24 protein-coding genes are annotated in these 25,188 nt (G+C 35.3%); 6 read left to right on the forward strand and 18 right to left on the reverse strand.

Going from position 1 to position 25,188, the window contains the following annotated elements; translation table 11 throughout:
* Positions 1-40: 40 nt before the first annotated feature.
* From pdaA to LRP84_RS07215, 3 genes are all read right to left on the reverse strand, one after another.
* Positions 41-823: a delta-lactam-biosynthetic de-N-acetylase gene (pdaA, locus tag LRP84_RS07205; protein ID WP_230574456.1), complete on the reverse strand. Its 783-nt coding sequence runs from the start codon at positions 821-823 to the stop codon at positions 41-43.
* A gap of 354 nt (positions 824-1,177) precedes the next feature.
* Entirely contained in the window at positions 1,178-2,704 is a 1,527-nt protein-coding gene (locus tag LRP84_RS07210) for a fumarate hydratase (RefSeq protein ID WP_230574457.1), read from the reverse strand.
* 117 nt (positions 2,705-2,821) lie between these two features.
* Positions 2,822-3,004 (reverse strand): SE1561 family protein, encoded by a 183-nt coding sequence (locus LRP84_RS07215; RefSeq protein ID WP_230574458.1) that lies wholly within the window; start codon positions 3,002-3,004, stop codon positions 2,822-2,824.
* A 443-nt stretch (positions 3,005-3,447) separates the two neighbouring features.
* On the opposite strand from LRP84_RS07215, the gene yfkAB reads away from it, so the two are divergent.
* Complete coding sequence (gene yfkAB / locus LRP84_RS07220; protein ID WP_230574459.1) at positions 3,448-4,575, forward strand: radical SAM/CxCxxxxC motif protein YfkAB; 1,128 nt, start codon at positions 3,448-3,450, stop codon at positions 4,573-4,575.
* A gap of 90 nt (positions 4,576-4,665) precedes the next feature.
* Here yfkAB and LRP84_RS07225 read toward each other — a convergent pair whose 3' ends face one another.
* Both LRP84_RS07225 and cax read right to left on the reverse strand, forming a co-directional pair.
* A complete protein-coding gene (locus LRP84_RS07225) occupies positions 4,666-5,463 on the reverse strand; it encodes a YfkD famly protein (RefSeq protein ID WP_230574460.1) in 798 nt (265 codons plus the stop codon).
* 179 nt (positions 5,464-5,642) lie between these two features.
* Entirely contained in the window at positions 5,643-6,701 is a 1,059-nt protein-coding gene (cax, locus tag LRP84_RS07230) for a calcium/proton exchanger (protein ID WP_230574461.1), read from the reverse strand.
* 198 nt (positions 6,702-6,899) lie between these two features.
* Between cax and LRP84_RS07235 the strand changes: the two genes are divergently transcribed.
* Both LRP84_RS07235 and LRP84_RS07240 read left to right on the forward strand, forming a co-directional pair.
* Positions 6,900-7,316: a pyridoxamine 5'-phosphate oxidase family protein gene (locus tag LRP84_RS07235; protein WP_098310886.1), complete on the forward strand. Its 417-nt coding sequence runs from the start codon at positions 6,900-6,902 to the stop codon at positions 7,314-7,316.
* Between the two features lie 162 nt (positions 7,317-7,478).
* Complete coding sequence (locus tag LRP84_RS07240) at positions 7,479-7,625, forward strand: BH0509 family protein (protein ID WP_028411195.1); 147 nt, start codon at positions 7,479-7,481, stop codon at positions 7,623-7,625.
* A gap of 24 nt (positions 7,626-7,649) precedes the next feature.
* Here LRP84_RS07240 and LRP84_RS07245 read toward each other — a convergent pair whose 3' ends face one another.
* Entirely contained in the window at positions 7,650-8,252 is a 603-nt protein-coding gene (locus tag LRP84_RS07245; RefSeq protein ID WP_230574462.1) for a DedA family protein, read from the reverse strand.
* 363 nt (positions 8,253-8,615) lie between these two features.
* Here LRP84_RS07245 and LRP84_RS07250 point away from each other — a divergent pair, with 363 nt between their 5' ends.
* Positions 8,616-11,414: a dynamin family protein gene (locus tag LRP84_RS07250; RefSeq protein WP_230574463.1), complete on the forward strand. Its 2,799-nt coding sequence runs from the start codon at positions 8,616-8,618 to the stop codon at positions 11,412-11,414.
* 540 nt (positions 11,415-11,954) lie between these two features.
* On the opposite strand, the gene lepB is transcribed toward LRP84_RS07250, so the two are convergent.
* From lepB to LRP84_RS07265, 3 genes are all read right to left on the reverse strand, one after another.
* On the reverse strand, positions 11,955-12,488 hold the full coding sequence (gene lepB, locus LRP84_RS07255; RefSeq protein ID WP_230574464.1) for a signal peptidase I: 534 nt from the start codon (positions 12,486-12,488) through the stop codon (positions 11,955-11,957).
* A 334-nt stretch (positions 12,489-12,822) separates the two neighbouring features.
* On the reverse strand, positions 12,823-13,503 hold the full coding sequence (locus LRP84_RS07260; RefSeq protein ID WP_230574465.1) for a lysoplasmalogenase: 681 nt from the start codon (positions 13,501-13,503) through the stop codon (positions 12,823-12,825).
* Between the two features lie 171 nt (positions 13,504-13,674).
* The gene (locus LRP84_RS07265; RefSeq protein ID WP_230574466.1) at positions 13,675-14,634 is read right to left on the reverse strand and encodes a DMT family transporter; all 960 of its coding nucleotides are present in this window, start codon (positions 14,632-14,634) and stop codon (positions 13,675-13,677) included.
* A 536-nt stretch (positions 14,635-15,170) separates the two neighbouring features.
* On the opposite strand from LRP84_RS07265, the gene LRP84_RS07270 reads away from it, so the two are divergent.
* Positions 15,171-16,832, forward strand: a complete 1,662-nt coding sequence (locus tag LRP84_RS07270) for a heavy metal translocating P-type ATPase (protein ID WP_437438767.1) — start codon at positions 15,171-15,173, stop codon at positions 16,830-16,832.
* Positions 16,833-17,018: 186 nt separating this feature from the next.
* Here the strand turns inward: LRP84_RS07270 and LRP84_RS07275 are convergent, their stop codons facing one another.
* The 3 genes from LRP84_RS07275 to LRP84_RS07285 all read right to left on the reverse strand — a co-directional run bounded on the left by LRP84_RS07275 (position 17,019) and on the right by LRP84_RS07285 (position 19,022).
* Positions 17,019-17,888 (reverse strand): YihY/virulence factor BrkB family protein, encoded by an 870-nt coding sequence (locus tag LRP84_RS07275; RefSeq protein WP_230574468.1) that lies wholly within the window; start codon positions 17,886-17,888, stop codon positions 17,019-17,021.
* A gap of 5 nt (positions 17,889-17,893) precedes the next feature.
* Positions 17,894-18,382 carry a DUF4075 domain-containing protein gene (locus LRP84_RS07280; RefSeq protein WP_230574469.1) on the reverse strand — a complete coding sequence of 163 codons (489 nt, stop codon included), beginning with the start codon at positions 18,380-18,382 and terminating at the stop codon, positions 17,894-17,896.
* A 175-nt stretch (positions 18,383-18,557) separates the two neighbouring features.
* Positions 18,558-19,022, reverse strand: a complete 465-nt coding sequence (locus tag LRP84_RS07285; RefSeq protein ID WP_230574470.1) for a low molecular weight protein-tyrosine-phosphatase — start codon at positions 19,020-19,022, stop codon at positions 18,558-18,560.
* Positions 19,023-19,187: 165 nt separating this feature from the next.
* Between LRP84_RS07285 and LRP84_RS07290 the strand changes: the two genes are divergently transcribed.
* Positions 19,188-19,412 (forward strand): DUF1128 domain-containing protein, encoded by a 225-nt coding sequence (locus LRP84_RS07290; RefSeq protein WP_098311126.1) that lies wholly within the window; start codon positions 19,188-19,190, stop codon positions 19,410-19,412.
* A gap of 99 nt (positions 19,413-19,511) precedes the next feature.
* Here the strand turns inward: LRP84_RS07290 and LRP84_RS07295 are convergent, their stop codons facing one another.
* From LRP84_RS07295 to LRP84_RS07320, 6 genes are all read right to left on the reverse strand, one after another.
* On the reverse strand, positions 19,512-20,594 hold the full coding sequence (locus LRP84_RS07295; RefSeq protein ID WP_230574471.1) for a toxic anion resistance protein: 1,083 nt from the start codon (positions 20,592-20,594) through the stop codon (positions 19,512-19,514).
* A gap of 18 nt (positions 20,595-20,612) precedes the next feature.
* Positions 20,613-22,244 (reverse strand): YceG family protein, encoded by a 1,632-nt coding sequence (locus LRP84_RS07300; RefSeq protein WP_230574472.1) that lies wholly within the window; start codon positions 22,242-22,244, stop codon positions 20,613-20,615.
* A 79-nt stretch (positions 22,245-22,323) separates the two neighbouring features.
* Positions 22,324-23,112, reverse strand: a complete 789-nt coding sequence (locus LRP84_RS07305) for a TerC family protein (RefSeq protein ID WP_230574473.1) — start codon at positions 23,110-23,112, stop codon at positions 22,324-22,326.
* A gap of 73 nt (positions 23,113-23,185) precedes the next feature.
* A complete protein-coding gene (locus tag LRP84_RS07310) occupies positions 23,186-23,764 on the reverse strand; it encodes a TerD family protein (protein WP_230574474.1) in 579 nt (192 codons plus the stop codon).
* Positions 23,765-23,793: 29 nt separating this feature from the next.
* Positions 23,794-24,378, reverse strand: a complete 585-nt coding sequence (locus LRP84_RS07315; protein ID WP_230574475.1) for a TerD family protein — start codon at positions 24,376-24,378, stop codon at positions 23,794-23,796.
* A 20-nt stretch (positions 24,379-24,398) separates the two neighbouring features.
* Entirely contained in the window at positions 24,399-24,995 is a 597-nt protein-coding gene (locus LRP84_RS07320) for a TerD family protein (RefSeq protein ID WP_230574476.1), read from the reverse strand.
* Positions 24,996-25,188: the final 193 nt, after the last annotated feature.

Genomic DNA, 25,188 nt, shown 5'->3' on the forward strand with positions numbered 1-25,188 from the left:
ACACATCATTATAGCATGAGAAAACCGCAAGCATGCATGCTTACGGTTGATTGCCTTTTACTAAATCATCTAAGCTTTTAAAATGATACCCTTTCTCGCGTAAATCATCAATGATTTTTGCCAGTGCTTCTGTATTATCTTTAGAAACAGCGTGCAGTAAAATAATAGCTCCAGGGTGAATCATATTCATGACATTATTATGAGCATATTGCCAGCCTCTTTGTTGATCTACTTTCCAATCGAGAAAAGCAAGTGACCAAAATACATTATAGTAGCCCTGTTCTTTTGCAAGTGCTAATGTACGCTCACTAAAAATCCCGCGTGGCGGCCGCACATATAGTACTTCTTTTTGTCCAGTTACCTTCTTAATTTCATCTGTTACACTTTGCAGTTCTTCACGAAGCTTTGCATCATGTACTGTTGTAAAATCCGGATGACTCTGGGAATGGTTTCCAACTATATGTCCTTCATTTACCATTCTTTTCAATAAATCTTGTTGGCTTTTTATATAATGTCCTGTTACAAAAAACGTTGCTGGTACCTTTTTTTCTTTTAACACATCGAGAATCTTTCCTGTATAACCATTTTCATATCCATTGTCAAACGTTAAATAAATATCTTTTTTCTTTGTATCGCCTAAATAAAACCCTCCATTTTTTTGCAGTAGCTCTGTAAACTGTTTACCAGCATCAGGAGGAACTTCACTCTTCGCACGCGGAATTCCCCAATGATGCGGTGCATTCACATAAGCAAACACAGAAGCTGGAACAAGTGCCATCATAATTGAAAAGATAAGGCCAATATATAACCAGTTACGCTTCATTTATAAGCTCCTTTTCATCTATAGTCGTACTTGTAGTTTCTGTGTCTATAATTTTTTCATGCTGAACACGTTTTTCCATTTATACCAATACAAAGAAAGAAACTGACTCAATATATCGACCGTTATTTGCAATATATCGGCGCTTTTCACAATATATCGACCGTTATTTAAAATATATCGGCGTTTTTCACAATATATCGACCATTATTTAAAATATATCGGCGCTTTTCACAATATATCGACCGTTATTTAAAATATATCGGCGCTTCGACACAAGATAAAGACCCTTCGACGATGTTCGACACACTAAACGCACAAAAGGGAGCTGACAAAAGTCCACTCCCTTCATCTTTCTTATTTAAATACTGGTTCTTTAAACGTTGCTAATTTCTCTAAAGATGTTTTATCAACATCAGCATGTAAGCTATTACCGTGAGAATCCATCGTTACAACTGCTTGGAATCCTTCTATACGTAAATGCCACATTGCTTCTGGAATACCAAATTGTAAGAAATCAACATTTTCTACTTCTTTAATACACTCTGCATAGTACTGTGCTGCACCGCCAATTGCATTTAAATATACGCCGCCATGCTCATTTAATGCCGCTAATGTTTTCGCACCCATACCACCTTTACCAATAACAGCACGAATGCCAAATTTCTTCATAATATCGCCTTGGTACGGTTCTTCACGAATACTTGTTGTTGGTCCTGCCGCTTTAATTTTCCAATTGTCATTTTCATCTTTTACAACAACTGGTCCGCAGTGATAAATAACTTGTCCGTTTAAGTCAACTGGGCAATCATGATCCATTAAATGCTTATGAATCGCATCACGTCCTGTGTACATCATACCGTTAATCGTTACAACATCACCGACGCGAAGCTCACGAATTTGCTCTTCTGTAATTGGAGCTTGCAGGACAATTTCACGTTGCGTGTTTGTATCTTCCTTTGCTTCCTCGTGCTTTAACGTATCTTCCCCTTCTTGATATAACCAGTCAATAATTTCACCTGATTCTGGATGAATCATTACACCTAAGCGGCGATATGCCCAGCAGTTATACGCAACAGAAACATAAAAACTAGCTGGAAGACGGTTATATACGCCAATTTTGCAACCAAGTAACGTCGTTTCGCCGCCAAAGCCCATCGTTCCAATGCCAAGCTTATTCGCATTCTCCACGATATATTCTTCAAGCTGCTTCAATTCTGGGATTGGATTTTCATCATCTAATGTACGGAATAATTGGTTTTTCGCAAGCTCATAACCAGACGTGCGATCTCCTCCGATACCAACACCAATTACACCAGCACTGCATCCTTGCCCTTGTGCTTGATATACCGCATGAAGAAGACATTTACGAATCCCTTCTAAATCACGACCAGCTCGTCCTAACCCTTCTATTTCACAAGGTAAGCTATATTGAATATTTTTATTTTCACAGCCACCGCCTTTTAAAATAAGACGTGCATCAATATAATCTTTTTCCCATTGCTCAAACTTAATAACAGGTGTTCCTGGCCCTAAATTATTTCCGCTATTATCCCCAAAAAGAGAATCAACAGAGTTTGAACGAAGCTTCCCGTCTTTTGTTGCTTGTTCAATTGCTTGGTAGATTGCTTCTTTAATGTGTAATTGATTTACACCAACTGGTGTGTAAACTTTAAAAGTTGGCATCCCTGTATCTTGGCAAATTGGCGAAATATTATCATCTGCCATTTTAATATTATTTGTAATTGTGCCAAGCGCCATTGCTGAACGAGTTCCTGCATTTTCTCGTTCTTTTGCTCTTTGAATCGCACGGCGAACATCTTTCGGTAAATTCGTCGACGTTTCAACAATTAGTTGATACATGCTTTCTTGAAGCTTTTTCATTATTACTTCCCCCTCAATTGTGAACGCTACCAAAACGCTTTAAAAAATTTCACATTTTGATTATACCTCTTTTTTTGTGTTGCTTCTAACAAAAAAGAATCAGCAATTTGCTGATTCTTACTCACTTTTTTTAAATTGCTCGCATTTAAATTCAATATCATCTAACATTTCAAGAAGACGGTCCACATCTTCTAGTTCTACATCTTCTGGTTCAATTGTATCAATAACTTCTAAAAACATATTTAGACGTTCTTTCAAATATACTAATTGTGAATCTTTATCATAAGTAGCATTTCCCATAGGGGCTCTCTCCTTTTTATTCGAGTTATCCTAATTAGCTCTTACTATACATAAGTGTTCCTACATATTTACGAAAAATAACACACTTATACAACTCGATTGCTTCGACTCATATTCAGCATACTCATTGTTTGCTTATTGAATCTTTATTTTATTATACAGCAAAAATGATTATCACGGTCATGAAATTTTTTCTTCAATTTAAGTAAAATGGTTTATCCCGCTATTCGCGGACAGTAATCCCCATTCCTCAAAATTCAGCATAAAGCAAAGAAGTTAGGTATGAGGAAAACTGCTGGCATGCGCCCGATTGGTTCAACCAATAATCATTGGGAGATAAAAACGCCCTGCTAATTAAAGTTTCACTTTATTAAAAAGCAATCTTCTTCTATCATAGAGAATGGACAAATTGTTATTTCAATAGTCAAAGGAGTATTTCATAAATGAATACATCACAAAAAATGAAGCCGATTACTCCTTCTTATGATCCATGGGAAGCGTATATGGACCTTGAAGAGTATGGCAAATTATTATTAACAAACGTTGAGTTTACAACTACAACGTTATGCAATATGCGCTGTGAACATTGTGCTGTTGGTTATACATTACAGCCAAAAGATCCGAATCCACTTCCGCTTGATTTGTTATTACAACGATTAGATGAAGTTCCTCATCTACGTTCTTTAAGTATTACAGGCGGCGAACCAATGCTTTCAAAAAAATCCGTTGATAACTATGTAACACCGCTCTTAAAATATGCTCACGAACGAGGCGTTCGTACACAGATTAACTCTAACCTAACTATAGATTTAGCTCGTTATGAACAAATTATTCCTTACTTAGATGTTCTTCATATTTCCCATAACTGGGGAACTATTGATGATTTTGTTGAGGGCGGATTTGCCATGATGGAACGCAAACCATCATATGAACAACGTGCCAAACTATTTGAACGTATGATTTCAAATGGTAAAGCATTATCAGAAGCGGGTGTTCTTGTTTCTGCTGAAACAATGCTAAATAAACGTACCCTTCCACATATTGAACACATTCACCGTCAAATTGTTGAAGAGATGGGCTGCAAACGTCATGAAGTACATCCGATGTATCCAAGTGATTTTGCTAGCAATCTTGAAATTTTAACGAAAGATGAAATTCGCAGTGCAATTTCACATCTTCTTGATATTCGTGATGAAAATGTATGGATGTTATTTGGAACATTGCCATTCTATGCATGTAGCAATGACGAACGCGATTTAGAAGTATTCAAAAAGCTCCATACAAGTAAAAACGTCACAGTGCGCAATGATCCAGACGGTCGCTCTCGCTTAAATGTAAATATTTTTGACGGTAATATTATCGTTACAGATTTCGGTGACATTCCATTGCTTGGAAACGTCCAAACGAACACATTGCAAGAAGCTTATGACAAGTGGAGCTCTTCACAAACAGCAAAAGAATTAAGCTGTCATTGTCCATCTGTAAAATGCCTTGGACCAAATATTCTTGTGAAAAATAGTTATTATTCAACAGAAAACTTCTTAACAAAACAAGCAAATCTCACTCTATAAGTAGGATAAAAAACGTCAGCGCAATATGCGCTGACGTTTTTTATCCCGCTATTCGCGGGCAGTAAGACCCCCACTGATGGAAGTTTCACTTTATTTTGGGGTAGGGGACGAAATAAACTTGAATGAAATATGATCTTGAATTGGTATGGAAGCTCCAATTCCTTGTGATGTTATATTTTTTATCATAAGTTTTCGCTGATTTCCTTTTAAGACAAGATATACTTCTCCAAATGTTACTTTTCCTTTTTCATTAACTGCTGGCGTATATGCATATAAGTATCCAAGTTGTTTCGGACTAATATTGTATACTCGTTCATGCTCGGTTCCATAACCAACAATTGTTTTAAACGAAAGAGGTAAGCGTACTTTTCCCATTGCTTTTAGTAGCATCATCTTCTTTACATCTTCCGCATCTTTAATGTAAGAAGTGAGTCCACCTTCCACCATTTTTTGTGCTTCTTGCTTATAACGAAGTGAATAAAACCCCTGTGCACCACGATTATCATGGAAATTCCGATTCACTTGTCGATATTCCCAATTCATCGTTGTTTCAGTTGATTCATAATTTAAAGGCCACTGTCCTAAATAAATTTTAGCCCGGTATCCAACTGCAAGCGGTGCATTAGAAATGGAAGTTTCGTTAAACATTCGAATTAAGTCCGGATTTTCAATCACTATTGGCGATGTTTCAAGCAATGTTTTTGCTAGTTCACTCGGTTGTAAGCGCGGCAAATCTTGTGTTGGATTTGGATACGTATTTTCTTTTGAAATGTTTAAAACAGACGGTGGAATTTTCACATTCAGTTCTGTCTTTGCAAAGCTACTACAAGGAAATAAAAAGATAAACGAGAACATGATGATGAGACAAATACTGTACATTCGTTTCATCCGTAAAGCTCCTTCCTAATGGGACTATACGGTTATATTCTTTTCCACACTCCTCTTTGTTATCCAAACTTTTTATCAAAAATAGGCAAGAAAACTTCACTCGTGTTAAGCATCTGCCACAGGTGATACACAAGACCTTCCTCACTTCAAGATTCAAAGGAGAAAAGTGGCGGGATTTTTCATAATAAATAAAAGCCGATACCCATAATGAAATATGCTGCAAGTAATGTTAGGCCTTCAAACCAATTCGTATCCCCATCATTCGATATAGCAATTGTTAAGAATACAGCTGTAATCATTGCCACTAATTCCGGAAACGTGAATATAAGAGGCATTTCCACCGCAAAGAACATAGAAATAATGACAAGTACAGGCGCAACAAACATTGCAATTTGTAATGTTGATCCAACTGCAATTTCAACGGCAATATTAATCTTATTTTTATAGGCCATAAGAATAGCTGATGCATGCTCTGCTGCATTTCCGACAATGGCCACAATAATAATTCCAATAAATAATTCACTCCAGCCAAATGCCTTTGCAACTGTTTCAAACGTATGTACAAGTGCTTCTGATACATAGGCGACTGCTGCTGTTGCAATTGCTAAAATAAGCAACGCTCTTCCTTTTGACCATTCTGGCTCTTCATCATGTTGTTCTATCTCTTCTTCTTTAGGCTGATATACTCCTCGATGCGTGACAAGTTTAAAGAACAATGCTGCTAAATATAAAATAATCATAATGATTGAAATGCCAATACTAAGTTGGAATGTTTTCCCTACATCCATTTTCATTGAAAATATTTCTGGAATAACAAATGCGACAACAACTGCAAAAATTAATAAGGTTGAATTATGTCTTGCATCATATACATTAAAGCTTTGACGTTTATACTTTAGACCACCTACAAAAAAAGAAAGGCCGCCAACTAACAATAGGTTACCGAGAACAGAACCTGTTAAAGAAGCTAGCACTACTTCTATTAACCCAGCTTGCAATGCAAAAATAGAAATAATAAGCTCAACCGCGTTACCAAATGTTGCATTTAACAAGCCACCGATACGCGGTCCTGACACAATCGCCAAACTTTCTGTCGCTCTCCCCATAAAACCAGCAAGCGCAATAATCGTAATACAATATACAGCAAACATAATTGTTTGTGGCCAGTGCATAACGTTACCAAGAATGGAAAACGGCACACCAATAACTACAACGAATAAAAAGATTTTATTAAACATCCTTTTCATCCTTCCAATTTTCATCAATTATCCTTTGTTTTATCATTATTCTTCTAACTTACCCAACTTTCATAATAATTACGTTTAAAAAAGGTCATTGAAGAAAAAAGTAAGAGTGAGCAAAGAATTTTTCATCACGTAAAAGCCTGTTAATTCAACTAATAATAAGTGCGGGACAATAGAAAGGGGCAGAAACAAATGCATATAAAAGAAAAAATAGCAAATATCATTCAAAATCAAAAAACAGGTGTACTGGCAACACTCCGTGACAACAAACCACATAGCTGCTTTATGATATTTTTTCATGAAGATTTCGTATTGTACGCTGCAACAGACCGTCATTCAAAAAAGATAACAGATATAGAACAAAATCCAAACGTTCATATTTTACTTGGGAAAGAAGGAAAGAACTGGGATGAAGAGTATATTGAGGTAGAAGGAATCGCTTCTATTGAAGAAGACAATACGTTAAAAAATAAATTCTGGACAAACAGCTTAAAACGTTGGTTACTTGGTCCTGAAGATCCAAATTACGTTTTAATAAAAATTAACCCTGAAACAATTTATTACATTGATAGTGTTGGTACAACGCAACCAGAATTTTTACGTCTATAGCAAAAAAAAACGAGATCTCACGAAATATGAGGTCTCGTTTTGTCGAAAAGTTCTTTTCCAAAAAAAATTGAAAAAGCTGGAACTTTCTAAAGATTCTGTTATATAATAGCATTAACTTAAATAAACTGTATTAAAACAGAATGAGAGGAGAAATAAAAAATGATGAAAAGAGAAGAACGGAAAAATATGATTGAGTTTATCGAAAAGAAAAAAGGGATTGAACGCGAAGAACTTATGTATATGACAGATGACGAGGTAGAACATATTTATAATGTGACGTACTTCTTATATGAAGAGATTGCAGAATAATATATAAAAAAACCGCTATATACATTAGCGGTTTTTCTTAGCATTTTGTATTCTTACATATGTATAAACAATCAAAGCGATGACAATTGAAATAATAAAAATCCAAAATCCATATCGATGTAAATTGTACTCTACCTCTCTCCACTTTTCTCCTAATTTCCATCCAAGTCCAATAAATACACTCACCCAAATCAAAGCACCGCCATACGCATATAAGCAAAACTTACCCCATTTTAAGTTGGACATTCCTGCAAAATATGCAGTTAGATGTCTGACACCAGGTAAAAAATAGCCAATCATTAGTAAAAAAGGACCATACTTCCCAAATAAAATATGGGTCCTCTCAATTTGTGCTTCTTTAATTCCCACTTTAGAACCATATTTTTTTAGTACAGGAAGTCCTAGTTTTAAACCGAGCATATAACTTAATGTAATCCCAAGTATAGACCCAGCCATACTGCTCATAAAAGCCTCTGTACCTGACATATATCCCCTTGAAATATTATATCCGACAAATGTAAGTAAAAATTCATCTGGTATCGGTAATCCAACAATTCCTCCAGCAAGTGCAATAATAATTCCATAATAACCATAGTGTGCGATTAATTCACCAATATGTTGTTCCATTCGCACGACACATCCTATACGTTATCGTTATTCCACATTGTACCCTCTCTATCAATGCAGCAAACATGGCATACATATTCACTATACATTGTTTTTATAACGAACTCTACATGTAATGTTACAACTTAATGTAGAATATTATATTCGCATTAAGTTATTAGGAACATCTAATGTTGTTTCACAACTGAAAGGAAATTGAAAAAGAAATGAAACTTTTCGCATTAGAATTCAATTCTTCTTAAAAAATGAAAGGAAAATGAAATTTTTCAAAAGAAAATTTTTGTTAAAATATAAAGTATGAATACAAAAAAGTGTTGACACATAGAGGAAAATGTATTTTTCAAGATATAGTGGGGGAAAAAAATGAGATTAGAAAAACAATTAATAAAAAAGATATATTATGAAACATTCCTAATGGAGAATGAAACACACCCACCTCTTCAAGTACTTGGAGAAGCTTATTTAAACGAACAAAAAAATGAATTTTCCGATGGATCTTATATTCGTTTTGCACAAGGTGAATTTTATTATCACTATCAAGATTTTGAATCAGCTATTTTTAAATGGGAGAAAGTCAATAATGAATTAGCACCATGGGCACAAAAAAATATTGCGGATGCTTACTTCGAACTTAACCAATTATCAGTTGCTGAAAATGTTTATACATCCATTACTACTGATAATAAAACACTTATGACCGAAATATCACTGCAATTACTCTCTCTTTATATCGAGCAAAATAAACTTGATTCAGCTTTCACTGTTATTAAAGAAGCGGTTTCTTTAAATCCCGATTATCCAAACGTTACAGCAATTGCTCTTTCCTTTTATGAAGAACAGCAAGATTTTGGCAGTGCAGTAGAGCTTGCTGTGAATGAGTTAATTCGAACAGAATCTTTTCCATGGTTTGAGGTTCTAAAAGAATATATTGATAAAGGATTTACTAAAACCATTTCACCAGATTATTTTTATGAAGTATTAGTTACATTAAATAATGTAGACCAAGTACAATTTACGCAAATTGTTTCATCGCTTTGGCACAGCTATAAAAATGAACAAACTTATTTATTATGGCTTAAAACAATAAATGAATTTTTCTTACATATCGAAATACATTCGTCCGATATATGGGACAAAATTTCTTCTCTTTACGAAGAAACGTACTTTGAATTAATTCAAGGTCAATATATGCTGAGACACTTACACGATATTATTCCGAATCTTTTAACAAATTGGTTAAAGGTAGCCAATCCGTCTCAGTCTGTATTTCCATCTTCAGCAGTATTGGCATGGAATGAGATTTTCCCTTCCCAAATAGATTCAGCAGATATAAAACATGCAGAAAATACTCTATCATATTCTACCAATTACACAGATGGATTAGAGTATAGTTTACATCTTTTTGAATCTATTACACAGTGGGCACAAAGAAATGATTTAGAAATAGGCCATCGATTTAGATGGTTAGTTGGCGAGCTTGCAGATTTAAAAACAAATCGCCTTTTAGTAACAGGAACTTCAGGAAACGGAAAATCTTCACTTATTAACTCTATACTGGGAGAAAATATATTAGAAGACTCCAGCTCAAATGTAATTGTCTTTAAAAATGATGCTCATACAGAAATTAACGTCATAACAGATTCAGCAATTACAACGACTGAGAATTTCTCTGATTTCCATAACATGTTGTCTATGCACCGCCAAACATATAGAGATAGAGCATGTGTTGAATTTAAATTACCATGCAGATTTTTAAGTAAAAATAAACTTACATTCGTTGTTACACCTAGCTTTAGCAGGAACAACGATAGCAGAAATGAAACATTTGAACATTTACATTCGGTAGACGAATTATTATTCGTATTGAATGCGGATTCTCCTTTTACTGACAAGGAACGTGACATTCTATTAAGTATTCAAGAACATGCACCAAATCTACAAATTCATTTCTTATTGAATAAAATTGATAACATTTACAGTGAAGCAGAAGCAAAAAGAGTTATACATGATACGCAAGCGAGAATAAACACATATTTCCCGTATGCGAGAGTTTTCCCTTATTCTTCGTTATATACAAGTAGTCAACAAGTAAACGATTTAACTGAGTTTATTCATTTTAACTTTAACCATAAAAATATCGATGCAGAACGTACTGAAAAGCTATTATTTTTCATTCGAAAAACAATTACACATCTTTTGGATAAACGAATCGAGATGGAAAACAACCTAGTGGATTCTATTAGTTGGAATGAAGATATTTTAGTTAGACTAAATGGTTTTATTAATAACCTTACTGCTTTTGAGAAGGAAAAAATTCATTTTATTACAGAATCATATCGTAAAATGAAAAACGAAATTACTCATGATCTTACAGAACATATTCCGAAACTATTACAAAGTTGTTCTGATTTAATTAGCGAAGAGAGCGATTTCGGACACATTGATATTGAACTAAATACAGCGATGAACGAAAGAGTTCAAAAATATCTTGAACAAACTGTATTACCTAATCTTGCTCTCTCTATGAAAAATTGGATTGAAGCTTCTAATAACGAGTTCCTTCAAAGTCAATCGTACTTAGAAGAAATCAGTGAAGGACTTAATTCTTTATGTGGAGAAAATCGAATACAGTTAGAATGTGACTTTAAAGTGCTCGATGATTGGCGCAGAGATACTGATAGAATGACAACTAGAATACAAATGGAAGAAGTGAATATCTTACGCCGCTTTACACCAGCACAATTTTTACTGAAAAGTGCCGGTAAATTATTTGGAGTTCTTCCTAAAAACAAACCAATGCTATATAACAAATACAAACAGTATTTAGAAAATGAAGATTATACCGATGTAACAGCTTCTATTATGAACAAATTTTTCTTGCAGTTTGAGCTATTTGAAAACGCACTAGAGCGAGATATTACTATGTTCTTTAGAAATCCATTTGGTGCGCTGAAACAAGCTGTAGAATACACTCATTTAGAAATACAAGAAAAACAAAATACACTGCATAAAATGAAATCGAATCCTGAAGTTTATCATGACCCTATAACGCTCTTTGAATTGAGATTATGTCAGTATGAAGTAATCTTAAATATAGGTAAAGATAATTCCTATCCAGATTCAACTTTAGAAACAGAAACAGATGAACTATCCACCTTTTAACTTTCTCATATTGTAGTAAATAAGAACCAAAAAAGCAGCCAATATTGGCTGCTTTTTATACTAAACTCTTATGTGAATGTAAAAAAGGATTAATCTTTAATCCTTTTTTACATCCCAAATCACATCATCAACCTTTGCTTCCACACGAATTTGCTGAATGAATTGTTGTCTTTCGTTTTCGTTACGAATTAGTTTATGTATATACCGCCGCTTACTCAACAAATTCCGATAATGCTCTTCTGTATAAATTACATCTCGGCATTTTACATCTTCATATATAACTTTGAACCAATCATGCCCTTTTAACTTTTCAATATGACGAGCAAATCTTCTTTGCTTTCGCTTCTCTCGTCCTTCTATGCTTTCTAACGCTTGTTCTACAATTTCCTCTGCTATACCTTCTCCTACAACTTTTACAACTCCAACTGTTCCGCGAGCGATAACCTTTGCAGCATCTGCTGCCGCCTCTCCTAGTGCAATTGCTCCTCGTACACCCCAGCGAGAATGTGACCAATAATATCTTCCATATCCACTCTCCTTCTAATCTACTATGTGCATCCGTTCAAAAGGATAATATATTGCAACCAAACTTCCTAATACATCATCTTTATCAATAAGCCCTAGCCCATTACGACTATCTCGGCTCACTAATCGATTATCCCCCATCACAAAGATTTTATTTTTCGGAATTATCATCGGACCAAAATCCTCAGTTAAATTTATCATAAGTTGTTTTGCTTGCTTCTTATTTTTTTCCAAATATGTTTCCTTTTGCAATTGACTATTTATATACAACTGATCATTTTTCATTTCAATTGTATCTCCAGGTAAACCAATAATACGCTTCACATAAAAATTATCTGTTTTTATCACAATTACATCACCATGATTATAGCTATCAACTTTCCTTGCTAACTTATTTATAATGACTTTATCTCCTTCATAAAGTGTAGGCTGCATTGAAGCCCCTTGCACCGTCGTCGGAAAAAATACAAATACTTTCATAAAAAAAGCAATAATGCATGCAATCGCAAATACTTCAATCCATTCCCGAAAGCGGCTTTTCTGTCTCATGCTTCTCTCCTTTATCCCTCTATGTACATATATTATAAAATATTTTTGTAAATATATTCTATATTATCAGTAAATTATATATGCGATTTATAGAACAAAATCTAACGTTCTATATATAGAGGTTATTTAGCCGACAAAAAAGAACTACCGATAAGCAGTTCTTCTTTCATTTCTATATAGATGACAATTATTCATACATCCACTTTATCCCGCACTAACGGGCAGTGGTGAATGAAGAAACCCCCCACTGTTGGAAGTTTCACTTTATAATAATCTCCTTATGTTGAGGGTATTTTCTTAAACGTTCATCGTTAGCACCTGATTAGTTCAACAATTACATTCCAACATAAATAATACACATTTGCGCTCCAACATATGTTGCCCAAACCCAAAGAGGATCATATTTTATATTTCTTCCCCCGATATCAGTAACTCCAATAATAAAGTCGGAAATGACAAACAGCAAACCACCAAGCGCTGGAATCCACCATATTCCACCGTAAGAATATGCAAGTCCAAATGCAAAGCACGCCATTCCACCAACCCAAAGCCCGTATACAAGTGCTCCTATTGTAAATAGCTTATCTTGCTTATTATTTCTAATAAAAAAGAACCAACCGATAATTAAAAATAACCCATATCCTACTAAGCCAAACCATAATCCTGTCCATGAAATACCTGTTTCTAAAAAAGCTGTAACATACAAGCAATGTGCAACAGCAAATGTGACCATCCCACCAATTAAACGGTGCCCAAATGGTATCAGGCCTGCCATAAACAAATCACCAATTGTTGATAAAATCATGCCGATTGCAACCCATTGCCGATAAGGTGTTGCGGGGTCTTGCACCCACATCCATGTTGCAGCTCCAGTTAATGAAAAACTAAGAAGTAAACGTACAAATAAGGGTAATGGTTCGTTTTTCTTTGTTTGTTTGGATTGCCTTATTGCATAAATTGTACCGAACAGAAACAAAGTTACTTGTCCAATCAGTAGTACGTACATTTCATTCATATTTTTCTCCTTGATGAATTAATATTTCTATGTTATTCGTTATAAAAGCATCATTTTCCTTCCTTTTATCTACAAGTTTCAACAAAAAGTATGTGTGTTTCTATTACTCCATCACTTTCTGAAAAAAATTCTATTTAATATTTCCTAACTTTACATATGAAAAAGAGGCTCTTACTGAACCTCTTCACGCTGCTTTTGTATTTGCTCCGTTTTTTTCACCATAGGTGCACGATTCACCACAATGATTCCCGTCGCTACACATGCCAATCCAAACAATACGAAAGAATGAATCGCTTCACCTAAAATTAAGCTTGATAATATTACACCAAACACTGGAATGAAGAACATGTACATCGATACTTTTCCAACTTTGTTGTATTTCATCACTGTATTCCAAATACAAAATCCCGCTGCCGATAAGAAAGATAAGTATAGTAGCATAAGCAACGTTTGTATATGGAATGTAAATGGTATGAACCCAACTTGTAAAATCCCAATGAATAATAAACCTAAAGAACCAATAATCATTTGATATGCAGTCATATAGCCTACATCCATCGTTTTACTGCCTTCTTTCGCCAATATGTTACCGTATGAGTACAGCATTGCTGCACCTAATAATAACAATTCGCCAATACCAAAGTGAAAATCCATATCCCCTTTTGGAATATTTACAAGGACTACACCGCAAAACCCGATTGATACCCCAACGATTTTTCTCATATTTAATGAATCATCTTTATATAGAAAATGCGCTAATAAAATTTGAAAGAATGAAGATGTTCCAGAAATAACTGCTCCTTCAATCCCAGTGCTATAACTCATGCCAATATAAAAACAAATATATTGTAAAAACGTTTGAAACAAACCAATCTGAACAAGTTGCTTCGCTGTATCTTTTTGGAAAGATACATTTTTTCCTAATACTTTTAAAAAGAATAAGAGCATTAATCCCGCTATGAAAAATCGGTAACCTGCAAATAAAATTTGTTCACCTACTTCATGAGGTTGAATGTCTAACTGTACATAACTTAATTTAATAAATGGAAACGCACTGCCCCATAGAAAAGTTGCACTTAATGCCGCTACAAATACGCCAAGCGGATGTGTAAAAAATCTTTCTGTCTTCACGTGATGTCTTCCTTTCCGTACTTTTTACGAACAATATTCATATATAACAAAGCAAACTCAAAAACACAAGTATTTTCACTTCTAATCATTAAATAAAAAATCTTTCTCTATGTGGAAACATATGTTACAATTTAGAATAATAATAAAGTGAATAACTACACAGAATGTGTTTTCTAAGAAATGCTGCTATCCGTATGGATGGCAGCTTTCGTCGTTTTATAAGGGTTTCGATGATGATTATTTTTCTCAATGAAAGGAGTAAATAAACTATGAATTCACAAGTAAAAGTATTATCAAAACAAACAACAACGCCAACTTCTCCATCCTGGTTGGAAACATTCCAAAAACATTATGAACTCATTTTTGCGATTACATCTGGAATTTTTATTTTGGCAGGTTGGTTACTAACAAAGAATGATATTACAACAGCTGCAACCATATTTTACGTATTAGCTTATGTAATTGGAGGTTATGCAAAAGCAAAAGAAGGGATTGAAGACACAATTGCAGAAAAAGAGCTGAACGTCGAAATGCTCATGCTTTTTGCGGCTATCGGCTCAGCCATTATCGGCTACTGGACAGAAGGTGCCATATTAATTTTTATCTTCGCTTTAAGCGGAGCTATGGAAGCTTACACGATGAACAAAAGTCAAAAAGAAATTTCAGCACTGCTCGACTTACAACCTGAAGAAGCACTGCGCATCTCTCGCGGAGTAGAAGAACGTATTTCAATCCAGCAGCTGCAAATTGGTGACATCATTTTAATTAAGCCAGGTGAACGTATTCCTGCTGACGGTGTAATTCACACTGGCGAAACAAATATTGATGAAGCTGCCATTTCAGGTGAACCAATTCCAAATGAAAAGAGACCAGGCGACGAAGTATTCGCGGGAACTGTTAACTTGCGCGGTGCCATTGAAGTAGAAATCACAAAACATAGCGATCAAACATTGTTCCAAAAAATTATTCGTCTCGTGCAAAATGCACAAAGTGAAAAATCTCCTTCACAACTCTTTATTGAAAAATTTGAAGGAACATATGTGAAAGGAGTGCTTCTTGTTGTAGGACTCATGATGTTTGTTCCTCACTATGCTCTTGACTGGAGCTGGAATGAAACATTTTACCGTGCAATGATTCTACTCGTTGTCGCTTCTCCTTGTGCGCTCGTTGCAGCCATTACACCAGCTACGTTATCGGCGATTTCAAACGGTGCACGACATGGCATCTTATTTAAAGGCGGTGTTCATTTAGAAAGACTCGCTTCATTAAAAGCCATTGCCTTTGATAAAACAGGTACATTAACACAAGGAAAACCAACAGTAACAGATGTATATACCCGTGATGGAGTATCTGAAAAAGAGTTACTGTACATTACAGCATCCATTGAAAGTCATTCTACTCATCCGCTAGCGGAATCGATTGTTAAATATGCAAAACACGCATATGACATTACATTAACAAAACCAGAAAACGTAGAAGATGTAACTGGATTTGGCTTAAAAGGAACACTGCAAAACAAAGCGTACAAAATTGGGAAAGCTGATTTTATCGGTGAAGAAACAACATTATTCCATAACGGTGTTTCAACACATTTAGAACGAGAAGGAAAAACTGTTGTATATGTAAGCGATGAGAAAGGTATTCTCGGTCTCATCGCTTTGAAAGATACATTGCGCCAAGAAACAATTGCAGCAATTCACGAGCTTCAAAGCCTTGGCATCGAAGCGATTATGATTACAGGTGATAATGAACAAACGGCAAAAACCATCGCTGCTGAAAGTAATATTAAAGAGTATTACGCATCTTGCTTACCAGAAACAAAGGTAGAAGCAATAAAAGAATTGAAAAAGAAATATGGTACAGTCGCAATGGTCGGTGATGGCATTAATGACGCCCCTGCATTAGCGACAGCAAGTATTGGAGTTGCTATGGGAGAAGGAACTGATGTTGCTTTAGAAACTGCAGACGTTGTCTTAATGAAAAATGAACTTTCCCGCTTAGCACAAGCAATTCGCTTATCAAAACGAATGAATCGCATTGTAAAGCAAAACGTTATCTTTTCATTGGCAGTAATTATGCTGCTCATTTGTTCGAACTTCCTGCAATTTTTAGCACTTCCATTAGGTGTCATCGGTCATGAAGGAAGTACCATTCTCGTCATTTTAAATGGGTTACGATTATTAAAAGCAAATAATTAAAAGGGTTCCAATATGGAACCCTTTTTTTAATGATAACCATTATGTCCGTTTGCACTACTGCTCGTTTTATGTTTTGGCTGTGAACTGCTGCGTTGTTTACTTTGGTTTTTATCGTTTTTGCTATTGCCAGTTTTATTTTGACCCATGAATAATCCCTCCTATTCCCTTTTAGTATGGGACAGGAGGTTACTTTTGATTACGGGAATTATTGTCACTCGTTCGATAATAATTCAAGAGTGCATTAATTTCTCCACCAAGCAAAATCACCCAGCCAGTTAAATAAAACCATAATATTAAAATAATAATAGCACCGAGGCTGCCGTATGTATTAGAATAATTCCCAAAGTGATCAACATAGAATGCAAATGAATACGATGCCACAATCCATCCGATTGTAGCAAATAATGCTCCTGTTATCACTTCTTTTCTCTGTACATGACGATTTGGAGCAAATTTATACAAAAAGCAAAATAAACCAAATAATACGAGAAAACTTAATAGTAATCGAACAATACTCCAAACAAACGAAAATTCATGAGATAAACCTAGAATTTTAAAAATTGCTGATCCAATTATTTGGCCAAATACAGGTAAAATTAAAGCAAAAACAATCATAAAAATCGTTGCTAATGTTAATACAATTGACAATGCTCTTGTTGCAATAAATGAACGTGTTTCAGTAATATCATAGGCACGGTTAAATGCCTTCATCACAGCATTTACACCATTCGAAGCAAAATATAACATTGCAAGTAAACCAAACGATAATAACCCACCATTTTGTTCACTTACTATTGTATCTACATTTGTTTCAATTAAACTCAATACATCTTCAGGAGCATAATTCTGTAAAAAGGCTAATACATCTTCCGTCTGAATTGGAATATATCCAAGAAGCGTTATTAAAAAAACAAGTGCTGGAAAGAGAGAAAGCAAGAAGAAATAGGCAAGCTGTGCTGATAAGCCTGCCACATCATCTCGCATTGTTCGATCATATAAGTCTTTCCCAAATGTGAAAACATGATGAGTTCTTGCTTGTTGTAAAAATGTTTTCATCTTTTTTAAACACTTTTCTTTTCTTCTTGATTTTGTTTTAGTTCAATAAACGCTTCTGACTTCTTCTCTTCTGCAATAGATTCCTTCGTACCGCTATCTTCTGCTACAATCAGTTCTTCTTCCGCCTTTAGTTCTTCTGTTGGTACAACCGCTTGAATTTCAATTGTGGCTGGTTGCTCTTTCGCATTATTCTTCTTCTTGTTAAAAATATCTTTCGTCTCTTTTAATGTTTCAACAACAGCTGGCGTTAACTTTTTAATTTCTGCTACTTTTGCTTTTACAACATTAAAGTCAGCAATTTCGCGCCCTTTATCTGTAACTGTTTGCATCTTTTCTTTTAGCTTTGCATTTTCACCAATTTCAATCATTTTTGTTTTCGCTTTTCCTGCCGTATACTTCACTTTCTCACGATTTTCTTTCTTTAACATAGAAACCGCCACACCTGCTGCCACACCGATTGCAATATTTCGTACAATATTCCCCTTCTTTGCCATATTCCTTCACCCTTTCATCTATTTTGTTAGAAAGTTATCTCACTCTAACGGACAGTGAATCCTAAAGGTGATAGCCTTGAGGTACCTCCCCATAAGAGCTCGATTGGTTTAACTAACCATAAGTAGCGATGCTCACCAATGGAAGTTTCACATTATACTTTCTGAACTAATATCCTTATATTCCTTGCTCATTTCGAATGAACGCTAGCAATTTTGCACATCCTTCTGTTACAAGGTCATATACTTCTTGAAAGTTCCCTGTAAAATATGGATCCGGAACATCTGTCCAGCCACCGTCTGGAACAAAATCGGATAGTCTGCCAATATAGCCGCCTGCTTTTCCTAAAGCCTTTAAGTCGTCTAAGTTTTTATTGTCCATTGCAATTACGTAATCAAACTTTGTTAAGTCTTCTTTTTCTACTTGACGTGCTTTAATTCCTTCAAAGGACACTTCATTTTCCATTAAAATTTTTTGTGTTCCATGGTGAGGCGGGTGACCGATATGCCAATCTCCAGTTCCAGCCGAATCAACATTAATCGTTTGTTCTAATCTTTCTTTTTTTACAAGTTCACGAAAAATTGCTTCTGCCATCGGCGAACGACAAATATTTCCTAAACAAACAAATAAAACTCGAACCATATTTGTTTCTTCCCTTCATGATGCATTTGTTATATTTAGTATAAACAATCAACAATTACTTATAAAGGAGATAAGTGCTAATTTAATACGACTTCAAACTTCCATTAACGAAAATGATAAAAAATGTTAAGATAAGTCTATGTTATTTTAAAGGGGGACAATTCCGTGGATTTATCCGTAAAAACGCAAGAAAACGTTGAATATATGGTAGAAGCAATTAAAGAAAAATTACGCATGGTAAACGCCGGAGCAATGAGAGCTTCAAATTTCAATGAAGATATGTATGAAGATTTACGTGACATTTATGAACACGTTATGAAACGCGAAACATTTAGCATTAGTGAGATGCAAGCTATTACAGAAGAATTAGGCTCATTAATTAAAAAATAAAATAAAAAGGCAATGAGGAGCATCCTCATTGCCTTTTTTATCCCGCTATTCGCGGGCAGTAAGACCCCCACTTATGGAAGTTTCACTTCATATCAGTCATTATCCTTGCATTTCCTTTTTAATTCTATCCGTTAAGTCTGCCATACGCTTACGGCTTTCTTCACGCTCACGTTTGTTTTGCTCTTCAATTTGTTTTGTTTCTTGAACACCTTTAGAGATAATGTTCCAAGTCTCTTCAAGAGTCTCCATCTTAATGCTCGAAGAACCCGCCAATTTTGCTACTTCTACACTTTGCGTCGCGATATTTTGTGCATTTCTCTTCAATAGCTCGTTTGTGCGGCGGTCAAGTTCTGCCATTGAGTCCGCAACAAGCTTTTGACGTTTTGCATTTACGGCTTGAATAATACCATTTTTAAAAATAGGAATTGTCGTAATAAACGCTGTATTAATTTTCCCTATTAACTTGTTGTTACCACGTTGAATCATACGAATTTGCGGTGCTGTTAATAGTGCAACCATACGCGCTTTTTCTAAATCGTCAATGCGTTGCTCTAAAATCTCTACAGAGTTTTTTAATGATTCCAGCTCGATTCCTGCAAGTTGATCATTGTTACGAACGCGCTCTTCATACATTGGAACTAATTCTGTTTGCAAACGCTCAAGTAGCATTTCACCCGCAACAACGTATTTCTCTAAATCTAAATAGTATTTTAAGTTTTGATCATACAAACCATCTAACGTACCGATTGAACGCTTCATTTCATCTTGATATTTCGTGATTTCCACGTATACTTTATCCATTTCGCGTCCCATCGTTTGATACTTATTAAAGATTTGTTCAATCATTTGATTTCCTTTTTTAAATAAACGAGAGAAAAAACCGCCTTTTTCTTCAACGAAATCTTTACTGTCAAACTTGTCCATAATTTTCCCAAGCTGTTTTAATAGCTCACCGGAATCTTCTACCTTAGATAATGTCATCGTCTGTAAAATTTGATCAGCAAACCGGGAAATCTCTACAGATGGCTCTTTTCCTAACTCAATTAATTCCAATTGATCTTTTACATCAACCGCATTATAGATACGCTGTACTTCAGGGTCTTGTCTTAGCTGCAGGCGAATATCATTTGATGTTTGTTCATTCAATTCTGTTGTTGTTGGATCTAATACAATCGGATTCATATATGTATCTTCCTTTCTTTATATAAATGGGCGAAATAGCCCTTTTAAAGTATTTGATAAATTTTTATAAGCCGATGCACCATGAAATTCTACATCAAAGCTCACTTCTTCTAACCAATGTGAATCAAATGCTCCCGCTTCAATATACTGCTCAATATCATTACGCCCTGTCGGATTAAAATGTAAAACATCGACACCAATTTGATTTAAAAAGAGCATTAATACTGCATCAGAACGCGTCAGTTCTCCACTTTTCTCATTGTTAAATATGACTATTTTCGGCACTTCTTGCGAATAATCAAATTTCTCAAGCTGTTCAAGTACGTTCGGTGGAATTTGCGAAAGCTGCGCAAACACATATAAAGCGACATCTTGCTCTGTTTCTGTTCCCATTCTTTTGCAAAGCCCACTTTCACATGTATGAATCATTGCCTCTGCAATACCATACTTTAATCCTTCCGGTAAGCGCTTATGCGGCCACCAATGGCTTTGAATTATGTTCTGTGCATCAAGTTTTCCTGAACGGTTTAACGCATCACGATAATGAAATTGAAAATTCGCTTTCTGTTCCTTCGTAAACGGAAATTGATTTATTAATATACTGTTCTCATACGATGTTAACGTTTTTAATCTTTGAAAATACTCTTTCTCATTTTTAGAAACACCAGACACTTTTGCAAATAACGATGGAATATAAATATGTTGATTTTCTACAAAGAATGTTGGTCTTATAAATGCTTTTTCTTTCGTAATGATAAACAGTTCATCATACGTTGTCTTTAACGTACGGGCAACTGGCGTATACGCCCTGAATTGCCACGGTTTATATAAGAGTGAATTATCATGATGAAGCACCTGCTCAATCTCTTTTGATGCTTGATAGGCAACGGTTGCAACGCGCTCCCTTCTTTTATCTGGAAATGTTTCAAGTGAAACCCTGCTCGGATGCGAAATTACAAATGTTCGACTTTCTTCATCGACCTGTTCAAATCCATCTTTTCCTTCTGGATGATAATACAATACATCACATCCGAGCATAATAAGAAAGTATAAAAAGTAAATTTGACTTTCTGACGCATCACCATACCATATAATTTGGGGCATTTGTACTTTGTAATCCTTTTGTGAAAACCATTTTGAAACGTAATTTTCACTTAGCTTAATCATATCAATTAAAAAACGGCGGAAACCTTCTGTTTTTAACGATTGATTGTGCTGTTTTTCGTACAGCTTTAAAATTGAAATAAAAGTTGTATGTATGTAGTGTTGTATATCTGGATGGTCAACTTCAGGCAACAAACGTTTTCCCGACAAATGAGCAACGAGACGATTTACAGTTAAGCCGTTTGGTGCTTGTTGATGTAATGAAAAAACTTCTTGAATATCACGAAGCTTCTCTGAAGGAATGACTTTATTTAAATTTTGTTCATGAAGCACAGTAATATTCTCATTTTGACTATAATCAAACAACTGGTTATAGTATTCATCCACGTCATTCGGTACACCAAGAATGCGGCATCCGACATAGCTAAAATGTAGATCATTCTCTGTCAATTCATAATGTGGGCGCTTTGCTAAACTCATTTCAAATTGTTTAAATCCTTCTTCCCCGCCCAATAGCTGTGGGTGAAATGTAAAACGTGAAAACACACTCGTTCACCTCCAAACGAAACGTTTATAAAAAATGGGCGCCCATGTGAAGAGCAAGCCCATTTAGTCTATTAACCTATTAATCTTCTTTCTTAGAAGCTGCCACCTCTTCACGAGTTTGGCGAGATATTTTCATATTATGCACAATAAATGTAGCACCAAATGCAACAACTAAAATCGTAAAGAACATCCAATGCGGCATTTCAATATGGAATACAGAAAGGAACATTTTTACAGCAATAATTGCAATTAATATATATGCTGTCGTTTCAAGCTCTGGAATACGTTCTAGTAATTTTAAAAATACGCCAGCAATACCGCGCATCATTAAAATACCAAGCATTCCTCCAAGAAGTAGAATCCATACTTCATTTGAAACACCAAATGCCGCAAGAACGCTATCTACAGAGAACGCGATATCCATTAGTTCGACCATTACTACTGTTCCCCAGAACATGCCAAACATTCTAAATAGAATGCTATCTTGCTTCATACCATGAGCTTCTTCGTCTTCTTCATTTCCTTTAGATTTATCAATGAAGTGTTTCAAAGAAAGCCATGCAAGATAAAGGGCACCAAGTACTTTTACCCACGCTAATTTAATTAAGTACATACCAATTCCGATGGCAAGAAAACGAAATACATACGCACCAATAAGTCCGTAAAATAAAGCTTTTTTACGCTTTTCTGCTGGAAGATGTTTTACCATAACCGCTAATACAAGTGCGTTATCAGCAGATAACAACCCTTCCAAAACAACAAGCGTACCAATTAATCCCCAAGATACTGGATCTGTTAATACTTTTACCCACATATCCCAATCAAAGAACTGAGCATACGTATCAAGGATTCCATGTAAAATCTCCATATCGTTGTTGACTCCTATTCTCTTTGTAAATTTCTAGAAAGCGGAAAAGAAGGAAACGAAAGTCGCTTCCTTCTTACGCATCCAAGCCGTACGCTCTTACAAGCGCACCTAATCCACCTTGGAAGCCGCTTCCGACAGCATTAAACTTCCACTGTCCATTATGACGGTATAATTCACAAAAGACAACTGCTGTTTCAATGGAGAAATCTTCCCCTAAATCATAGCGAAGTACTTCTTCATTTGTTTCTTCGTTGGCTAAACGAACAAAAGCATTGGCAACTTGTCCAAAGTTTTGACGGCGCCCCTCTGCATCATAAATGGTAACTGTGATGGCAATACGATGTACATCAGCCGGTACTTTACTTAGATCAACAACTAATTGCTCATCATCACCTGCACCTTCTCCAGTTCGATTATCACCTGTATGTGCAACAGAACCACAAGGAGATTGTAAATTGTTATAAAAGATAAAGTCTGTTTCCTTCGTACATTTACCATCTTGATTTAATAAGAAAGCCGATGCATCTAAATCAAAATCAGATCCGCCGTCATATTGTTTAATATCCCAGCCAAGACCAATAATTGCTTTCGTAAGGCCTGGGCTTGTCTTACCTAAATCAATTTTTTGGCCTTTTTGTAACTGAATGACCATATCTATTCACCTCTATTTACATAGATTCTTTACTCTACATCTAAACCAAAATTTTTACATAAAGCTCCTAATCCACCTTGGAAGCCGCTTCCAATCGCATTGAACTTCCAGTCATTGTTATGACGGTATAATTCACCTACTACAACCGCTGTTTCAATTGAGAAATCTTCTCCTAAATCATAGCGAATTAGCTCTGTATTCTTCTCTTCATCTAAAATGCGCACAAAGGAGTTAGATACTTGTCCAAAATTTTGACGACGACCTTCTCCATCATAAATTGTAATCGCAAAACAAATGCGTTCAATATGCGCAGGAACATTTTTCAAATCCACTTTAATTGTTTCATCGTCTCCTGCACCATCCCCTGTACGGTTATCACCTAAATGTTGTACAGAGCCATTCGCTCCGATTGGATTGTTGTAGAAAACAAAGTCTTCTCCTCCGCCAACTTTACCGTTTGCACCAACTAAGAAAATACTTACGTCTAAATCAAAATCAGCTTGTCCATCATATTTATTTGTATCCCAGCCAAGACCAACAATTACTTTCGAAAGACCTGGATTTGTTTTCGTTAAATCTACTTTTTGTCCTTTTTGTAATGAAATAGCTGCCATATATAGCGCCTCCTTAAAGATTATTGATAACGCGTTACAATTTCGCTTAAGTTTTTGGCTTGTGCTCCGTCTCCAATTGCAGAGAATTTCCATTCACCGTTATGGCGATATATTTCACCAGCAATTAGCGTCGTCTTTCCGCTGTAGTTATCTGTTAAATTATAACGTACTAACTCTTCATGTGTTTGTGGATTTTGAATACGAATATACGCATTGCGAATCATTCCAAAGTCTTGACGACGATTCACACAATCATAAATATTTACAACAAATATTAAGCGGTTCACTCTAGATGGAACTTTTGATAGTTCCACAAAGATAGTTTCATCATCGCCCGCTCCTTCACCTGTTAAATTATCACCTGAATGAGTAATACTTCCGCAAGAAGATAATTTATTTCCAAAATAAATAAGGTCATGTTTATTTAAAAAGCGATCATTTTCAAGCATAATCACAGATGCATCACAGTCAATATTCGTCTTACTTCCAAACAATGAAGATAAAAATCCACCTGATTTTTCAAGAGGATCCCAACCCAAGCCAACTTGTAACTTTGTTAAACCAGGTTGTCCTTTCGTTAAGTCGATCTTCTGTCCTTTTTCTAAAATAATAGGCATGAAGTCTCTTCCTTTCTACAAATCACTTTCCACCTAGGAAAATATTGTATTCTTTCTTTATATTGTAGCATTTTTCATAGATTGAGAAAAAGAATAATTTCGTAATTATACGAAAACACTTATTTGATTTCATCGTACTGATGTAAGAAGTGCGAGAATTCCTGCTTTACTAATAACACATATAAAATATAAG

Origin of the sequence: Bacillus rhizoplanae, from assembly GCF_917563915.1 — a bacterium.
GTDB lineage: Bacteria > Bacillota > Bacilli > Bacillales > Bacillaceae_G > Bacillus_A > Bacillus_A rhizoplanae.